Origin of the sequence: Luteibacter sahnii (genome assembly GCF_034063545.1) — a bacterium.
GTDB classification, from domain to species: Bacteria; Pseudomonadota; Gammaproteobacteria; order Xanthomonadales; family Rhodanobacteraceae; genus Luteibacter; species Luteibacter sahnii.
Genome location: NZ_JAQLOK010000001.1, coordinates 241322 through 256883 on the forward strand (window position 1 = coordinate 241322; position 15562 = coordinate 256883).

The 15562-nt window shown below is 67.4% G+C and carries 15 protein-coding genes and 1 riboswitch; of the genes, 8 read left to right on the plus strand and 7 right to left on the minus strand.

Annotated elements, in window-relative coordinates; genetic code table 11:
- Positions 1-5: 5 nt before the first annotated feature.
- The gene (gene crcB / locus PI246_RS01100) at positions 6-392 is read right to left on the minus strand and encodes a fluoride efflux transporter CrcB (RefSeq protein ID WP_320549441.1); all 387 of its coding nucleotides are present in this window, start codon (positions 390-392) and stop codon (positions 6-8) included.
- Positions 393-507: 115 nt separating this feature from the next.
- On the opposite strand from crcB, the gene PI246_RS01105 reads away from it, so the two are divergent.
- A complete protein-coding gene (locus PI246_RS01105; protein ID WP_320549442.1) occupies positions 508-1776 on the plus strand; it encodes a multidrug effflux MFS transporter in 1269 nt (422 codons plus the stop codon).
- 78 nt (positions 1777-1854) lie between these two features.
- Here PI246_RS01105 and PI246_RS01110 read toward each other — a convergent pair whose 3' ends face one another.
- Both PI246_RS01110 and PI246_RS01115 read right to left on the minus strand, forming a co-directional pair.
- Positions 1855-2040, minus strand: a complete 186-nt coding sequence (locus PI246_RS01110) for a YbdD/YjiX family protein (protein ID WP_320549443.1) — start codon at positions 2038-2040, stop codon at positions 1855-1857.
- A gap of 10 nt (positions 2041-2050) precedes the next feature.
- Complete coding sequence (locus PI246_RS01115; RefSeq protein ID WP_320549444.1) at positions 2051-4126, minus strand: carbon starvation CstA family protein; 2076 nt, start codon at positions 4124-4126, stop codon at positions 2051-2053.
- A 168-nt stretch (positions 4127-4294) separates the two neighbouring features.
- Here PI246_RS01115 and def point away from each other — a divergent pair, with 168 nt between their 5' ends.
- Positions 4295-4831 carry a peptide deformylase gene (def, locus tag PI246_RS01120; protein ID WP_320549445.1) on the plus strand — a complete coding sequence of 179 codons (537 nt, stop codon included), beginning with the start codon at positions 4295-4297 and terminating at the stop codon, positions 4829-4831.
- A 167-nt stretch (positions 4832-4998) separates the two neighbouring features.
- On the opposite strand, the gene PI246_RS01125 is transcribed toward def, so the two are convergent.
- The 4 genes from PI246_RS01125 to PI246_RS01140 all read right to left on the minus strand — a co-directional run bounded on the left by PI246_RS01125 (position 4999) and on the right by PI246_RS01140 (position 9254).
- Entirely contained in the window at positions 4999-5382 is a 384-nt protein-coding gene (locus PI246_RS01125; protein WP_320549446.1) for a DNA-binding protein, read from the minus strand.
- 108 nt (positions 5383-5490) lie between these two features.
- Positions 5491-6318, minus strand: coding sequence for an orotidine-5'-phosphate decarboxylase (gene pyrF, locus PI246_RS01130; protein ID WP_320549447.1), 828 nt, complete (start codon positions 6316-6318; stop codon positions 5491-5493).
- A gap of 106 nt (positions 6319-6424) precedes the next feature.
- The gene (gene ettA, locus PI246_RS01135) at positions 6425-8083 is read right to left on the minus strand and encodes an energy-dependent translational throttle protein EttA (protein WP_320549448.1); all 1659 of its coding nucleotides are present in this window, start codon (positions 8081-8083) and stop codon (positions 6425-6427) included.
- 100 nt (positions 8084-8183) lie between these two features.
- Positions 8184-9254, minus strand: a complete 1071-nt coding sequence (locus PI246_RS01140) for a hypothetical protein (protein WP_320549449.1) — start codon at positions 9252-9254, stop codon at positions 8184-8186.
- 235 nt (positions 9255-9489) lie between these two features.
- Between PI246_RS01140 and glyA the strand changes: the two genes are divergently transcribed.
- From glyA to ribB, 6 genes are all read left to right on the plus strand, one after another.
- A complete protein-coding gene (gene glyA / locus PI246_RS01145; protein WP_320549450.1) occupies positions 9490-10746 on the plus strand; it encodes a serine hydroxymethyltransferase in 1257 nt (418 codons plus the stop codon).
- Between the two features lie 3 nt (positions 10747-10749).
- Entirely contained in the window at positions 10750-11268 is a 519-nt protein-coding gene (nrdR, locus tag PI246_RS01150; RefSeq protein ID WP_320549451.1) for a transcriptional regulator NrdR, read from the plus strand.
- Positions 11269-11323: 55 nt separating this feature from the next.
- Entirely contained in the window at positions 11324-12397 is a 1074-nt protein-coding gene (gene ribD, locus PI246_RS01155; protein ID WP_320550225.1) for a bifunctional diaminohydroxyphosphoribosylaminopyrimidine deaminase/5-amino-6-(5-phosphoribosylamino)uracil reductase RibD, read from the plus strand.
- Complete coding sequence (locus tag PI246_RS01160) at positions 12394-13383, plus strand: Gfo/Idh/MocA family protein (RefSeq protein ID WP_320549452.1); 990 nt, start codon at positions 12394-12396, stop codon at positions 13381-13383. The genes ribD and PI246_RS01160 overlap by 4 nt, the downstream gene beginning before the upstream one ends.
- Before the next feature lie 116 nt (positions 13384-13499).
- Positions 13500-13650, plus strand: a riboswitch (FMN riboswitch).
- A 121-nt stretch (positions 13651-13771) separates the two neighbouring features.
- A complete protein-coding gene (locus tag PI246_RS01165) occupies positions 13772-14413 on the plus strand; it encodes a riboflavin synthase (protein WP_320549453.1) in 642 nt (213 codons plus the stop codon).
- Positions 14414-14429: 16 nt separating this feature from the next.
- Complete coding sequence (gene ribB / locus PI246_RS01170) at positions 14430-15512, plus strand: 3,4-dihydroxy-2-butanone-4-phosphate synthase (protein ID WP_320549454.1); 1083 nt, start codon at positions 14430-14432, stop codon at positions 15510-15512.
- The last annotated feature ends 50 nt before the right edge of the window (positions 15513-15562 follow it).

Sequence of the window (15562 nt, forward strand, 5' to 3'; positions counted from 1 at the left end):
AGCGGTTACCTCGCTAGGATGGCCCGTGTGGCGATGAGGCCGCCGATGGTCATCAGCAGCGACCCGAAGAGGTTGAGGCAGACATGGGCGACGAACCATCCGTAGTGCTGGCGCAACAGCAACCCGGTGGCCTCGGCCGAAAAGGTGGAAAACGTGGTGAGGCCGCCGAGGAATCCGGTGGCGACAAGCAGGCGCACTTCCACCGGCAGCGCCTGGTAGTGATCGAACACGGCCAGCGCCACGCCCATCAACAGGCCGCCGGCGAGGTTCGCGGCGAGCGTGCCCAGCGGGACGTCGGTGAATAGCGGATTGAATGCCGCGGCCAGCCACCAGCGCAGCCAGCAGCCGAGCATGCCACCCACGCCTACCGCCAGGAATCCGGTGTAACCCACGACGAACTCCGCCACGCCACGTTGAAGCGATTATGGGCGCATCTGCACCGCCGGACCAAGCCACCGGGCCCGGCGGGTATACTGGCCGCACCCCTTCCGGTGCAGACGCCGCCCCATGACGACCGCCAAGCGCGACATGCGGCGCTACCTGCCGTTTCTGCTCGCGGCCCTGACGATGATCGGGCCGTTTTCGATCGACGCGATCTTTCCCGGCTTCCCCGACATCGGTCGCCATTTCTCGGTGGGCGAGGTGGCGCTGCAGCAGTTGCTGAGCGTCTACCTGCTGTCCTACGCGGTGATGAGCCTGTTCCATGGCGCCATCTCCGACGCCTACGGGCGTAAGCCGGTGATCGTCGTGGCGATGGCGGTGTACACGCTGGCCACCCTGGGTGCGGCACTGGCCACCAGTTTCGGCATGTTGCTCGCCTGCCGCGTGCTGCAGGGGGTGAGTGGCGGCGCGGGCATCGTGGTGGGTCGTGCCGTGGTGCGCGACACCATGCAGGGCGAAGAAGCCCAGCGCATGATGTCGAAGGTGATGATGATCTTCGGCGTGGCGCCGGCCATCGCGCCGATCGTGGGCGCGTGGCTGCTCGGCATCGACGGCTGGCGCGGTATCTTCTGGGCGTTGTCGGGCTTTACGGTGCTGCTCACCCTCGCCACGGCGCGTTTCCTCGACGAATCGCACCCGCCATCCCGGCGCTCGGTCTTCCGTCCGCGCCCCCTGCTGCGCAGCTATCTGAGCATCCTGCGCGACCTGCCGTTCTGGCCGTTGGCGATCGCCGCTTCGATCAATTTCTCAGGCCTGTTCCTTTACATCGCGTCCGCGCCACACCTCATCCGCGATCTGTTGCATCTGGACGCCAACGGTTTTCCGTGGCTCTTCGTGCCGGTGGTGGCCGGCATGGTGATCGGTGCCTTCGTGTCAGGTCGCGTGGCCGGACGCGTGAGCGCCATTCGCACGGTGGGCTGGGGCTACGTGCTGATGTTGTCCTCGTGCGCGATCAGCCTGGCGCTGGCGTGGCTGCTGCCCGTGCCGCGCGTGCCTTGGAGCACGCTGCCGCTGGCCTTCTACGGCTGCGGCGTGCAACTGGCGTTTCCCACCATCACGATCCTCATGCTGGATCGGTTCCCCGATCAGCGCGGCGCGGTGTCCTCGGTGCAGACCTTCGGCAGCCTGCTTTTCACGGCGTTCGTCGCGGGCGTGCTGTCGCCCGTGCTGTCGGTGAACATGCGGTTGCTGGCGGTCGGTTCGCTGGGCCTGTGCCTCGCGGGCCTGTCGGGCTGGGTGTGGTATGTGGCGATGGAGCGCCGCGGCGTCACTCGGGCTCGCGCCGCGGCGGCCTCGCGTGTCGCCGGCCAGATCGAGGCCGACGAGCCGATGTGACGCCGGCCCCGCGCCGTGCCGCACGGGGCGGCGCCTCGCGCACGGATGCGAGAGGCGCTTACGTCCCTGCCCCGAGGGCTAGCAGCAGCGACCGCCGGTGCCGCGATACCTCGCCTCCTGGCGTTCGCGGAAAAACGCCTTGTACGACGGCACCTGGCGTTCGGGATGGTGTGCGCGCAGATGCCTCACGTACGCGTCGTAATCGGGCACGCCACAGCAGAGGCGGGCGGTCTGTACCGCCCATTTCCAGACTCGAGCGATCATGACGATCACCTCACGGCGTCACGCTGGACAGCGCGACATAGGGTTCTTCCTGCGCGGTGGGCCGGTTGGCGCGCCATGCCTTCACGATCACCCGCAGCGAGAACGCGAGCATCGTCAGCACCAGAAGCATGAACAGGCCGGTGAGGATCATGTCCACGCGGTTGTTGGCGATGATGCGCTGCATCTCGTCGGCGTTTTTCGCCGGCGCCAGCAGACGGCCTTCGGCCAGGGCGGCGGTGTATTTGTCCACCACCGCCGTGAAGCTCACCTTCGCGTCGAAAAGCTTCTGCCATCCGGCGGTGAGCGTGCAGATCACCAGCCACGCGGCCGGCACCGCCGGCACCAGCACGTACCGTTCGCGCTTGAGCTTCACCGTCACCACGGTGGCGAGCATGAGGGCGATCGCGGCGAGCATCTGGTTGGCGATGCCGAACAGCGGCCACAGGGTGTTGATGCCGCCCAGCGGATCGACCGCACCCTGGTAGAGGAAGTAGCCCCACAGGCCGACGCAGATGAGCGTGGCCACCACGTTGCCGAGCCACGAGTCGGTCTTCTTCAGCGGGGCCCAGGCCATGCCGGCCAGTTCCTGGATCATGAAGCGGCCCACGCGCGTGCCCGCGTCGACGGTGGTGAGGATGAACAACGCTTCGAACAGGATGGCGTAGTGATACCACAGCGCCATCATGCCCTCGCCGGGGAGGATGCCGTGAAGCAGCTGGGCCATGCCCACCGCGAGGGTGGGCGCGCCGCCCGCGCGACCGAGGATGGTGCTCTCGCCGATGTTACGCGCGGTCTCGGTCAGTTCGCCGGGCGTGACCATGAAGCCCCAGTCGCTGATCGTGCGCGCGGCCTGCTCGACCGTGGTGCCCACGATGGCCCCGGGCGAATTCATCGCGAAATACACGCCCGGGTGGAGCGACGCCGCGGCGATCAGGGCCATGATCGCGACAAAGGCCTCCATCAGCATGCCGCCGTAGCCGACCATGGTCGCTTCGCGCTCGTTGGCGAGCAGCTTCGGCGTGGTACCGGAGGCGATGATCGAATGCCAGCCCGACACGGCGCCGCAGGCGATCGTGATGAACAGGAACGGGAACAGGTTGCCTGCGAAGACCGGGCCGGTGCCGTTGACGAACTGCGTCAGCGCCGGCATGCGAAGGGTCGGCGCGGCGAGGAAGATCGCCAGTGCTAGCAGGGCGATCGTACCGATCTTCAGGAAGGTGGAAAGGTAATCGCGCGGCGCCAGCAGCAACCACACCGGCAGCACCGAGGCGAAGAAGCCGTAGCCGATCAGCAGCCAGGCCAGCGATTTCGCGTCGAAGTCGAACAGCGCGGCGAGGGCGGGCGTGTCGTTCACCGTCTTGCCGTACCAGATCGACAGCAGCAAGAGCACGAGGCCGACGAGCGACACCTCGAGGATGCGCCCCGGCCGGATATAGCGCAGGTAGACGCCCATCAGCAACGCGATGGGAATCGTGGCCGCCACGGTGAAGGTGCCCCAGGGGCTGTGCGTGAGCGCCTTGACGACCACGAGCGCGAGCACCGCCAGCACGATCATCATCAGCACCAGCACGCCGACCATCGCGATCACGCCGGGTACCTGGCCCAGCTCCTCGCGCAGCATGTGGCCGAGCGACCGTCCGTCCCGGCGCAGCGAAAGGCCGAGGATCATGAAATCCTGCACCGCGCCGGCGAAGACCACGCCGACGAGGATCCACAACGTGCCGGGCAGGTAACCCATCTGCGCAGCGAGCACCGGGCCCACGAGCGGACCGGCGCCGGCGATGGCGGCGAAGTGGTGGCCGAACACGACCCAGCGGTCGGTGGGCACGTAGTCCAGGCCGTCGTTGCGCAGCACGGCCGGCGTGGCCCGGGACGGATCCAGCACGAGCACGCGGCGCGCGACGAACTGGCCGTAGAAGCGGTAGCCGATGACGAAGACGGCCATCGACGCGGTGACCAGCCAGATGGCGTTGATCGGTTCGCCGCGGCGAAGGGCGACGACGCCGAGGCACCAGGCGCCGACGAGCGCGATGGCGGCCCAGAGGATCTTGCCAGCGGGGCTGGGTTTGGGAATGGCGCTATGCATGGTGTTTGGAGCTCCCCTTGCGGATACGACAAGGGTCGTCCCCCGTGGGGCCGGGGGTCAATGCGTGGCGGGCGCCCGGCGTATTAGCCATTGGTCGAATAGGAGGCTTGAGCCGGAGGCGTTCCCCCGCCATGCTGGCGGCTCGAACCCCCTTTCCCCGGACGTCCGATGATTCGCGAGATCCTCAAGATGGGTGACGAGCGCCTTCTGCGCATCGCCCCTCCCGTGCCGGCCCGGATGATCGGCTCGGCGGAACTGGACGCGCTCATCGCCGACATGTTCGACACGATGCACGACGCCGGCGGCGTCGGCCTGGCCGCGCCGCAGATCGGCATCGACCTGCAACTGGTGATCTTCGGGTTCGACCGGGCCGACCGCTACCCCGACGCGCCGCCGGTGCCGCGGACGATCCTGCTCAACCCGGTGATCACGCCGTTGTCGCTGGACATGGAAGAAGGCTGGGAGGGATGCCTGTCGGTGCCGGGCCTGCGCGGGGCGGTGAATCGTTACTCGTTGATCCGGTACCAGGGGATCGATCCCCTGGGCGCGGTGATCGACCGTACCGCGGAGGGGTTTCACGCCCGCGTGGTGCAGCACGAATGCGATCACCTGATCGGGCGACTGTATCCGTCGCGTATCACCGACTTTACAAAGTTCGGATACACCGACGTGCTGTTTCCGGGCATGGACATCGGGGACGACTGAGGCGGGGCGCGGCGTTATTTTCATCGCGGTAACCCCGCTCCCTTGTGCGGAACTCGCCTCGAAGGTGGACACCGAAGCCTCTGGCCTGGACGCCTCAACGCCTCAACGCCTCAACGCCTCAGCGTCCGAGTCGACGCCGGGGTGGGCTCCTGCGCGACGAGCGCGCGTTATTCGGCCTCGGCCAGTGCTTCGACGATCACCAGCAGGGCCTTGCGGCGTTCCTTGGGCAACCGGCTGACCAGGCCCACGAGCCGTAGCTGCTCGCGGGAATCGGCACGATACAGAGCGGGGCTTTCGCGCACCCCGGTGGCGCCGTTCGGGGCACCCCGGCCGGTGGCCAGCCACTCGAAGTTCACGCCGAAACGCGTCGCCATGTCGATCTGGCGTTCCAGTTCGGGCAGGCCCAGGTCGCTAAGCCATTTTCTCGCGGTCTCGCGGCTGACGTCGAAAAGATCCGCCAGCTGGGTTATGCGGCCGCGGCCTTTCTTGACGCCGGCCATGTCGAGCGCGACATGCAGGCGCTGTGAAAAACCTCGGTTGGTAGGTGGCATGGCAACTCCGGTGTAACGCGTGGCGCCCTTGGAAGGCCGGTATTGTTCGATACCCCGGAGCGGCAGCGTAAGCCTTTTGCAGTTGCCAAATCGTGCAATTTGCGACTGCTATGGGTCTAGCCGCTTTTCTCGGAAAGAATTGACCAATTTTCTCATGTCGTCGGCCGCGCGATGTGCTACTTCGGCGAAGTCCGATTCGGCGCTAGCGTAGATGATGGCGCGCGAGGAAGAAATCATCAGACCGTGACCGTCGCGTGTGCCGCCGTGGGCCATCACGGCCTTCACGTCGCCGCCTTGTGCACCGATGCCCGGCACGAGCAGGGGCATGTCGCCGACTACCTCGCGCACCCGGCCAAGCTCTTCCGGCCAGGTCGCCCCGGTCACCAGGGCGCAGTTGCCGTTTTCGTTCCACTCACGGGCGATGGTCTCGGCCACGCGCAGGTAAAGCGGTCGTCCGCCGCAGTCCATGGCCTGGAAATCGGCGCCGCCCGGATTGGACGTCCGGCACAACAGGATGACCCCTTTGTCCGCCCGGTTGAGGAACGGCTCAATCGAGTCGCGCCCGAGATACGGGTTGAGGGTGACCGCGTCGGCTTCGTAGCGGTCGAATGCCTCCGCGGCGTAATGCGTCGCCGTGGAACCGATGTCGCCGCGCTTGGCGTCGAGGATGACCGGGATACCGGGGTGCCGCTCATGGATATGGCGGATCAGGCGTTCGAGGGCGCCTTCTGCCCGTTGGGCGGCGAAGTGGGCGATCTGCGGCTTGAACGCGCAGACCACGCCGGCGGTCGCGTCGACGATGTCGCGGCAGAACGTGAAGATGCCTTCCTCGCCGTCGAGCCCGGCGGGCAGGCGGCCCGGTTCGGGATCGAGCCCGACGCAGAGCAGTGAATCGTTGCGACGCCAGGCGTCCGACAGGGTGGTCATGAAACTCATGGGTGCCTCGCCGTCAATCGTGCAGGGCAGGCGCGCGCACCTCGCGGTGGATGATCAGCGTCATCCATCGCGCAAGGCGCGCGCCTGCCGGTTCATGTCCGGCCGGTCAGACCAGCTTCTTGTACTTCACCCGCTTCGGGCCGGCGTCGTCGCCGAGACGGCGCTTCTTGTCGGCTTCATATTCGTTGTAGTTGCCGGGGAAGAACTCGACGTGCGAATCGCCTTCGAACGCGATGATGTGGGTGGCGATGCGGTCGAGGAACCAGCGGTCATGCGAGATCACGATCGCGCAGCCCGGGAACTCGAGCAGCGCGTCTTCGAGCGCGCGCAGCGTCTCGACGTCGAGGTCGTTGGACGGTTCGTCGAGCAGCAGCACGTTGCCGCCCTGGAGCAGGGTCTTGGCCATGTGCAAGCGGCCGCGCTCACCGCCCGACAACTGGCCGACGATCTTCTGCTGGTCGGTGCCCTTGAAGTTGAAGCGGCCGATGTAGGCGCGCGACTGGATCTCGAAGGTGCCGATGGTGAGGATGTCCGAACCGCCGGACACCTCTTGCCACACGTTTTTCTTGGCATCGAGCGCGTCGCGCGACTGGTCGACGTAGGCGAGCTTCACCGTGTGGCCGAGCTTCACCTCACCGGTATCCGGCTGCTCCTTGCCGATGATCATCTTCATCAGCGTGGACTTGCCCGCACCGTTCGGACCGATCACGCCGACGATGGCGCCGGCGGGGATCTTGAACGAGAGATCTTCGATAAGGACGCGGTCGCCGAACGACTTGGTGACGTTCTTGAACTCGATCACCTCGTTGCCCAGGCGCTCACCCGGCGGGATGAAGATTTCGTTGGTCTCGTTGCGGCGCTGGTACTCGACCGAGTTGAGTTCTTCGAAGCGGTTAAGGCGCGCCTTGCCCTTCGACTGGCGGCCCTTCGCGGCGGAACGGACCCATTCCAGTTCTTTCTTGATGGCTTTCTGGCGCGACTTCTCCTGGTTGGCTTCCTGGGCGAGGCGCTGGTCCTTCTGCTCGAGCCACTCGGTGTAGTTGCCCTTCCAGGGGATGCCGCGACCGCGGTCGAGTTCGAGGATCCACTCGGCGGCGTTGTCGAGGAAGTAGCGATCATGGGTGACCGCCACCACCGTGCCGGGATAGTCGTGCAGGAAGGTTTCGAGCCAGTCGACCGATTCGGCGTCGAGATGGTTGGTGGGCTCGTCGAGCAGCAGCATGTCGGGCTTGGAAAGCAGCAGGCGGCACAGGGCCACGCGGCGCTTCTCGCCACCGGACAGCGGGCCGATCTTGGCATCCCACGGCGGCAGGCGCAGCGCGTCGGCGGCCACTTCGAGCTGGCGCTCAAGCGCGTGCGCGTCGTTGGCGGCGAGGATGCCTTCGAGGGCCTCCTGCTCCTTGGCAAGCTTGTCGAAGTCGGCGCCTTCTTCGGCGTAGGCGGCGTAGACCTCCTCGAGGCGTTTCTGCGCATCGAGAACTTCGGAAACGCCTTCTTCGACGGCTTCGCGGACCGTCTTCTCCGGATTGAGGTCGGGCTCCTGGGCAAGGTAGCCGATCTTGGTCCCGGGGTTGGCACGGGCTTCGCCCTGGAAATCGGTATCCACGCCGGCCATGATCTTGAGCACGGTCGACTTGCCGGCGCCGTTGATGCCGAGCAGGCCGATTTTCGCGCCGGGGAAGAAGGACAGCGAGATGTCCTTGATGATCTCGCGCTTCGGGGGAACGATCTTGCTCACCCGGTTCATGGTGTAGATGTATTGCATGGACGCTCCGTGGGGAAGGCCGGCGCCCTCCCGCAAGGCGACCTGCGGGAGGGCAAAAACGCCATTATAGCGCCTCGCGGCGGGCCGCCGGAGGTCGCCTTCACGGGCCGAAGCGGCCCAGCCGTGCCTCGGTCTCCCGCGCCGCGCCGATGTTTTCGGCACTGAAATGCCCGCAGAACAGACTGTCCGCGTTTGGCCACATGGTGGTGACGCATCGCCGTCCGTTGGTGTCTTTCCCCGCCCGGGCCAGCTCATGGCGCTCGCCGAGCAGGTGTCCGATCTCATGGGAGGGCACGGTCGGATGACTGGATACCGACGCCATGCCGTAGTGGCCTTCCAGCCTGTCGACCCTGCCCACATAGCCGGGTAGTTGGGCATAGCCGCGCACCAGGAACAGGTTCAGCCGGTTCGGCGCGTCATGGCGAGGCGTTTCGTCATCCGGTGGGTAGAGGTAGGTCAGGCGGCTTTTCCAGTCGTCCAGGGAGGTGGCCGTGGGCGCGAAGCGCGTGGTGACCCCGGGCACGTGCCGACGCAGGTACAGGTGCACGGTGAGCCCGTCGAAGTGGTCACGGGTCGCCTGCTCGATCCAGGCGGCGAAGAACGTCGACACCAGGTCGTCGTCGGTCCATCCCTCGCTCCACTCGCCACCCTCGGTCGTCTCGTCGTTTTCGAGACCGTCCTCCACGTAGACGTATAAATACATGTCGGTGTACGCGGCCCCGCTGCCGTCGGCGCCGCTGCGCCGGAGGGCCGGTGTGGGGTCGGGATCGATGCGGTTCGACGGAAGCGGCCGGTGGGCGGACGTCGATCGGGTCGCTGCCCGAACGCCCCGGTCGTCGACGACGACGACACGCCGCTCGCCCGGTCCCCCGAGAACGACCCGCAGGACATCGCCGTGGCGTACGGCCACGCCGGGCTCGCCCTGCCAGGTGACGTGGAAAAGGGGTTCGCGCCGGTTATCCGCGTAGGTGACGTCCGCGCGAAGGCGTTCGTCGATCCGGAGCATTCCCTCGCCGGTCACGACGTCGGCCGGAAGGCCGCGCGCGACGGCGTCGTCGAATCGTGCGACGGCATCGTGGGCGGGGGCGGGGGCCGCGAGAATGAGCGCGGCGAACGCGCAGGCCGCCAGCCAACGGGGGCGGCACGAGGATGCAGGGGATGTCGAGCGCATGGATCGTCCTTGATCGGGCAGGGCGGGCCGTCATGGCCCGACGCCGGCAAGCATAGACCGCTACGCGGCGGCCGGGTGGCCGCTGGCCATCGCCGGGCCGATTTCCTACGCGCCATGGGGCGGTTCGCTTACACGACGGGCCGGTCGCGAGGGGCGTGAAATCCGGGCGCTGGTTGCAACTTGCCCGCTCGGCTACACTTTTCGCCTTTCCCCACGCACTTCGAACGAGGTCGAGATGTTCCCGAAGGATGCCACGATCGCCGGCTATGACGACGAGCTCGCCAAGGCCATCGCCGATGAATCCCGCCGCCAGGAGGATCACGTCGAACTGATCGCCTCGGAGAACTACGCCAGCCCCCGCGTCATGGAGGCCCAGGGCTCGACGCTCACCAACAAATACGCCGAAGGCTACCCGGGCAAGCGCTATTACGGTGGCTGCGAGTTCGTCGATGTGGCCGAGAAGCTCGCGATCGAGCGCCTGAAGAAGCTCTTCGGCGCCGACTACGCCAACGTGCAGCCGCATTCGGGATCGCAGGCCAACCAGGCCGTGTATTTCGCCCTGCTGACCCCCGGCGACACCATCCTGGGCATGAGCCTGGCCCATGGCGGCCACCTGACCCACGGCGCCAAGGTCAACCTCTCGGGCAAGATCTTCAACGCCGTGCAGTACGGCATCGACCCCGACACTGGCCTGGTGAACTACGACGAGGTCGAGCGCCTCGCCCTCGAACACAAGCCCAGGATGATCGTGGCCGGCTTCTCCGCCTACTCGCAGGTGCTCGACTGGGCCCGCTTCCGCGCCATCGCCGACAAGGTCGGCGCCTACCTGTTCGTCGACATGGCCCACATCGCGGGCCTGGTCGCCGCCGGCGTTTACCCGAGCCCGATCGACCACGCCCATGTCGTGACCTCCACCACGCACAAGACCCTGCGCGGTCCGCGCGGCGGCATCATCGTGGCCAAGGGCCTGGGCGAAGAGCTCGAGAAGAAGCTGCAGTCGGTGGTGTTCCCGGGGATCCAGGGCGGCCCTCTGATGCACGTGATCGCCGCCAAGGCCGTCGCCTTCAAGGAAGCCCTCGAGCCGGCGTTCACCGAATACCAGAAGCAGGTGGTGGTCAATGCCAAGGCGATGGCGCGCACGCTGATCGAACGCGGCTACAAGGTCGTCTCCGGCGGCACCGAAAATCACCTGATGCTGATCGACCTGATCGGTCGCGAGGTAACGGGCAAGGATGCGGAAGCCGCGCTGGGCAAGGCCCACATCACGGTCAACAAGAACGCCGTCCCGAACGACCCGCGCTCGCCGTTCGTCACGTCGGGCCTGCGCGTGGGCACGCCCGCCATCACCACGCGTGGCTACAAGGAAGCCGACACCGTGGCCCTGGCGAACTGGATCTGCGACGTGCTCGACGCCCCGGGCGACGACGCGGTCATCGCCGCGGTGCGCGAGAAGGTGACGGCGCAGTGCCAGACGTTCCCCGTCTACGGCTGATCGATGCACTGTCCCTTCTGCCAGCATGAAGACACCCGCGTCATCGACTCCCGGCTCACCGAGGACGGTGGCACCGTGCGCCGGCGGCGCGAGTGTCCGCAATGCGGCGAACGGTTCAACACGTTCGAGACGGCGGAGCTCAAGCTCCCGGCGATCGTCAAGTCGGGCGATCGTCGCGAGCCGTTCGACGAGCACAAGCTGCGCGTGAGTTTCGAGCGCGCCCTGCAAAAGCGTCCCGTCGCCAGCGACGCGGTAGACGTCGCCATGCGCGCCGTCACCAACGACCTGCGTCGCAGCGGCGAGCGCGAGGTGCCGTCGCGCCAGGTCGGCGAACTGGTGATGCGCGAACTCAAGGCGCTCGACCAGGTCGCCTACGTGCGTTTCGCGTCGGTATACCGCCGCTTCGAAGACGTACACGCCTTCCGCGAAGAAATCGAAAAGCTCGAACGTGACCTGCCGTCGCTCGAGGGCCTGCAGCTTCCCTTGCTGGAGGCTGCGCGACGCGGGCGCAAGAGCAGCTGACCGCCCAGGACATCGCATGTCGCGTCCCTTCTTTCCCGCCATGGACCACGTTCACATGGCGCACGCGTTGCGGCTCGCCGAACGCGGCCTGTACACCACCCAGCCCAATCCGCGCGTCGGTTGCGTCATCGCGCGGGGCGATACCGTGCTGGGCACCGGCTGGCATCCCGAGGCCGGCCAGCCGCACGCCGAGGTGTTCGCCCTGCGCGAGGCGGGGGAGTCCGCCCGTGGTGCCACCGCCTACGTCACCCTTGAACCGTGCGCTCATCATGGGCGCACGCCGCCATGCGCGCAGGCGCTGATCGCCGCCGGCGTCGGTCGCGTGGTGATTGCGCATGAGGATCCCTTCGCCCAGGTCGACGGCAAGGGCATCGAGCAACTGCGCGCCGCCGGTATCGGCGTGCAGGTGGGGCTGATGCGGGAGGCGGCGCACGAACTCAATGCGGGATTCTTCAGCCGCGTGCGGCGTGGCCGCCCCTGGGTGCGCGTGAAGCTCGCGATGAGCCTCGACGGACGCACCGCGCTCGCCGATGGCGCGTCCCAATGGATCACCGGCGAAGCCGCGCGGGCCGACGTGCAGCGCTGGCGCGGGCGATCCTCGGCGATTCTCACCGCGAGCGGCACCGTGCTGGCCGATGATCCTCGCCTGACCGTTCGCCTGCCGGCGGGGGAACGCTTCGTGCCGCCGTGGCGCGTCGTGCTGGATACGACCCTGCGCACGCCGGATGGCGCGCACGTGCTCGACGTCGACGCGCCGACGGTGCTCATGCACGCGCCGGACGCGGTGGTGCCCACGCATCTGCGCCAGGCGCGATGCGTCGCCATCCGTCGCGACGAGGGTGGCCTCGACCTGCGCGCGGCGCTTCACTGGCTGGCGCAGCACGAGGTTAACGAAGTGCACGTGGAGGCGGGTCCCGTGCTTTGCGGCGCCCTGTTCGCGCAGGGCCTGGCCGATGAATTGCTGATCTATGTCGCTCCGGTCTTGCTGGGGCACACCGCGCGGCCGATGCTCACGCTTCCGCCGCTCGACGACATGGCCTCGCGCTGGAAGCTGAAAGCGATCGACCGGCGGCAGGTGGGCGAAGACATGCGGTTGGTGATGCGGCCGGACACGGACCCCCAAGGATGACGGGTCTGTCTACCGTTCGCTGGGGCATCGTCGGCTGCGGTGCGGTAACCGAGGTCAAGAGCGGGCCGGCCTTTTCGAAGGTGCCCGACGCGTCGCTGGTTGCGGTCATGCGTCGCGATGGCGACAAGGCACGCGATTACGCGCGACGCCACGGGGTACCGCGCTGGTATGACGATGCGGATGCGCTCATCCACGATGCGACGGTGGATGCGGTCTACGTCGCCACGCCACCGTCCAGCCATCGCGACCTGGCGCTCGCGGTGATCGCGGCGGGCAAGCCGCTCTACCTCGAAAAGCCCATGGCGATGAACCATCGCCAGTGCCTGGAGATCGTCGAGGCGGGGAGGGCGGCGGGCGTGCCGGTGTTCGTCGCGTATTACCGTCGCGCGTTGCCCCGTTTTGGCGCCATCGCCCGCCTGCTGCGCGAGGGTGCCATCGGTTCGCCGCGGCTGGTGAACGTGGTGCTGCACCATCCCTTGGAGGACCGCTATCGCGATCGGGCGAACCTGCCGTGGACGGTGCGTCCGGAGATTTCGGGGGGCGGCATCTTCGTCGACATCGGTTGCCACACGCTCGACATCCTCGACTTCCTGCTTGGACCGATCGCCGACGCGCGCGGGATGGCCACGAACCAGCTCAAGGCGTATCCCGCCGAAGACGCCGTGGCGATGGCCTTCGCGTTCAGAAGCGGCGTGCTCGGCACCGGCGTGTGGAATTTCGGTGCCGACCGGCGCGAGGACCGCGTCGAGATCGTCGGTGACCGCGGTCGCCTCGTGTTCGCGACCTTTGGCGACGGCCCCATCCAGCTCGACGCCGAGGGGCGGGTGCAAGACATCCGCGTCGCCAATCCAGAGCATATCCAGCAGCCGTTGATCGCGACGGTGGTCGATGCCTTGCTGGGGCGGGGCGAGTGCCCCTCGACCGGCGACACGGCGGCGCGCACGAGTTGGGTCATGGATCAGGTGCTCCATCCACCGGTGCGGTAGGCGCCGATCCTGCGGCGGCGGCCCCGGCAAGTGGTTGGGCGCGCGGCCAGGGTGCACGCCTGCATGCTCCCCGCGCTGCGGGCGGTTCGGTGCCGCGTGGTATCCTGTGCGGATACAAGCGTCTTCAGGGCGGGGCGAAACTCCCCACCGGCGGTAGGTTTCCCTGCGAAACGAGCCCGCGAGCGCTCCCGGCCTCGCGCCGGGAGGTCAGCAGATCCGGTCCGATGCCGGAGCCGACGGTCACAGTCCGGATGAAAGAAGACGGTGTCGTGCGCTCCTCCACGGGGCGCGTGCCGCCATGCGCCTTGGGGCGTTTTTCGCTCACCACCGCGGGAAACGTTCATGAAAACCCATCGCTCCATCGTCTCCCCGCAGGGAGGCGTCTGACATGTTCACCGGCATCATCCAGGCCGTCGGACGCATCGCGCGCCTCGAGCCGCGCGGCGGCGACGTGCGCCTCGTGGTCGATACGACCTCCCTCGACATGGGCGACGTCGCCCTGGGCGACAGCATCGCGGTGTCCGGCGTGTGCCTGACGGTCGTCGACTACGGCGCCGCGCATTTCGCCGCCGACGTCTCCAACGAAACGCTCTCGCTGACGTCGCTCGGCGCTCGCCGTCCCGGCGACCCGGTCAACCTCGAAAAGGCCCTGCGCCTCGCCGATCGCCTTGGCGGTCATCTCGTGTCCGGCCATGTCGACGGGTTGGGCAAGGTGGTGTCCGTGGCGCCCGACGGGCGCTCGCAGCGCTGGACGTTCGAGGTGCCGCGCGACCTCGCCCGCTACATCGCGCACAAGGGTTCGGTGTGCATCGACGGCACCAGCCTCACCGTGAACGAGGTCGACGGCCAGCGCTTCGGCGTGAACCTTATCCCCCACACGGTGGAACACACGACGTTCTCGGCGCGCCGCCCCGGCGACGCGGTGAACATCGAGGTCGACGTCGTGGCGCGCTATATCGAACGCCTGCTTTCCGCAGGCGGTACGCCACGCCTCGACGAGGCTTTCCTGAAGCAGCACGGCTTCGCCTGACCGGACGTCCCATCGCATGGCTTTCAACACCATCCCCGAGATCCTTGAGGATTTTCGCAACGGCCGCATGGTCGTGATCCTCGACGACGAAGACCGCGAGAACGAGGGCGATATCGTGATGGCCGCCGAAAAGGTGCGGCCCGAAGACGTGAACTTTATGGTCCGGGAAGCCCGCGGCCTGCTCTGCCTCACGCTGACCGAGCAGCGCACCCGCCAGCTCGGTCTCAAGCCCATGGTCAGCGACAACAATTCGCCGTTCCATACCAACTTCACGGTGTCCATCGAAGCTGCCGAGGGCGTCACCACCGGCATCTCCGCGCACGATCGCGCGCGGACCATCCAGGTTGCCGCCGCGCCCGACGCGACGCCTTCGGACATCACGATGCCAGGCCACATCTTTCCGCTCACGGCACAGCCGGGCGGCGTGCTCACGCGCGCGGGCCACACCGAAGCCGGATGCGACCTCGCGGCGATGGCGGGCCTGGAGCCGGCCTCGGTGCTGATCGAGATCCTCCACGACGACGGCTCGATGGCGCGTCGCCCCGAGCTGGAAGCCTTCGCCGCGAAGCATGGCCTGAAGATCGGCACCATCGCCGACCTCATCCGTTACCGGCTCGAGACCGAAAAGACGATCGAGCGCGTGCACGAGGATCACGTCGATACGGAGTTCGGACCGTTCCGCCTCGTGGCATATCGCGACGGCATCCGTCGCGGGCTGCACTTCGCGCTGAGCCGTGGCGCGGTGGAGGATGGCGAGCCCGTGCTCACCCGCGTGCACGTGCGCAACACGCTGTCGGACGTGCTCCACCTGCGCCGCGACGACCTGGGCCTGACCGTCACCGAGGCGCTGCGGCGCATCGGCGAGGCCGACCGCGGCGTCTTGTTGGTGCTGTCCGGCGAGGACACCCCCGACGCCCTGCTCGCCCGGCTCAAGGGCGAACGCGCGCCCCTGGTGGCGCCGAAGGACGACCAGGAATGGCGTCAGCTCGGGCTCGGTGCGCAGATCCTCGCCGACCTCGGGGTGAAGCGCCTGCGCGTGCTCGGCACCCAGCGCAAGTTCGTCGGCATCGCGGGCTTCGGCCTCGAAGTGGTCGACTAGCCCACCGGCGCGAGGTTGCCAAGGCCTCGCGCACTCCGTATCTAGTAGCC

What these genes read in the sequence shown, in the direction of transcription:
- PI246_RS01140 (WP_320549449.1), bottom strand. Translation starts at nt 9,254, where the DNA reads ATGCGCTCGACATCCCCTGCATCCTCGTGCCGCCCCCGTTGGCTGGCG.
- ettA (WP_320549448.1), bottom strand. Translation starts at nt 8,083, where the DNA reads ATGCAATACATCTACACCATGAACCGGGTGAGCAAGATCGTTCCCCCG.
- pyrF (WP_320549447.1), bottom strand. Translation starts at nt 6,318, where the DNA reads ATGAGTTTCATGACCACCCTGTCGGACGCCTGGCGTCGCAACGATTCA.
- nrdR (WP_320549451.1), top strand. Translation starts at nt 10,750, where the DNA reads ATGCACTGTCCCTTCTGCCAGCATGAAGACACCCGCGTCATCGACTCC.
- glyA (WP_320549450.1), top strand. Translation starts at nt 9,490, where the DNA reads ATGTTCCCGAAGGATGCCACGATCGCCGGCTATGACGACGAGCTCGCC.
- def (WP_320549445.1), top strand. Translation starts at nt 4,295, where the DNA reads ATGATTCGCGAGATCCTCAAGATGGGTGACGAGCGCCTTCTGCGCATC.
- PI246_RS01165 (WP_320549453.1), top strand. Translation starts at nt 13,772, where the DNA reads ATGTTCACCGGCATCATCCAGGCCGTCGGACGCATCGCGCGCCTCGAG.
- PI246_RS01105 (WP_320549442.1), top strand. Translation starts at nt 508, where the DNA reads ATGACGACCGCCAAGCGCGACATGCGGCGCTACCTGCCGTTTCTGCTC.
- ribD (WP_320550225.1), top strand. Translation starts at nt 11,324, where the DNA reads ATGGCGCACGCGTTGCGGCTCGCCGAACGCGGCCTGTACACCACCCAG.
- PI246_RS01125 (WP_320549446.1), bottom strand. Translation starts at nt 5,382, where the DNA reads ATGCCACCTACCAACCGAGGTTTTTCACAGCGCCTGCATGTCGCGCTC.
- ribB (WP_320549454.1), top strand. Translation starts at nt 14,430, where the DNA reads ATGGCTTTCAACACCATCCCCGAGATCCTTGAGGATTTTCGCAACGGC.
- PI246_RS01160 (WP_320549452.1), top strand. Translation starts at nt 12,394, where the DNA reads ATGACGGGTCTGTCTACCGTTCGCTGGGGCATCGTCGGCTGCGGTGCG.
- PI246_RS01115 (WP_320549444.1), bottom strand. Translation starts at nt 4,126, where the DNA reads ATGCATAGCGCCATTCCCAAACCCAGCCCCGCTGGCAAGATCCTCTGG.
- PI246_RS01110 (WP_320549443.1), bottom strand. Translation starts at nt 2,040, where the DNA reads ATGATCGCTCGAGTCTGGAAATGGGCGGTACAGACCGCCCGCCTCTGC.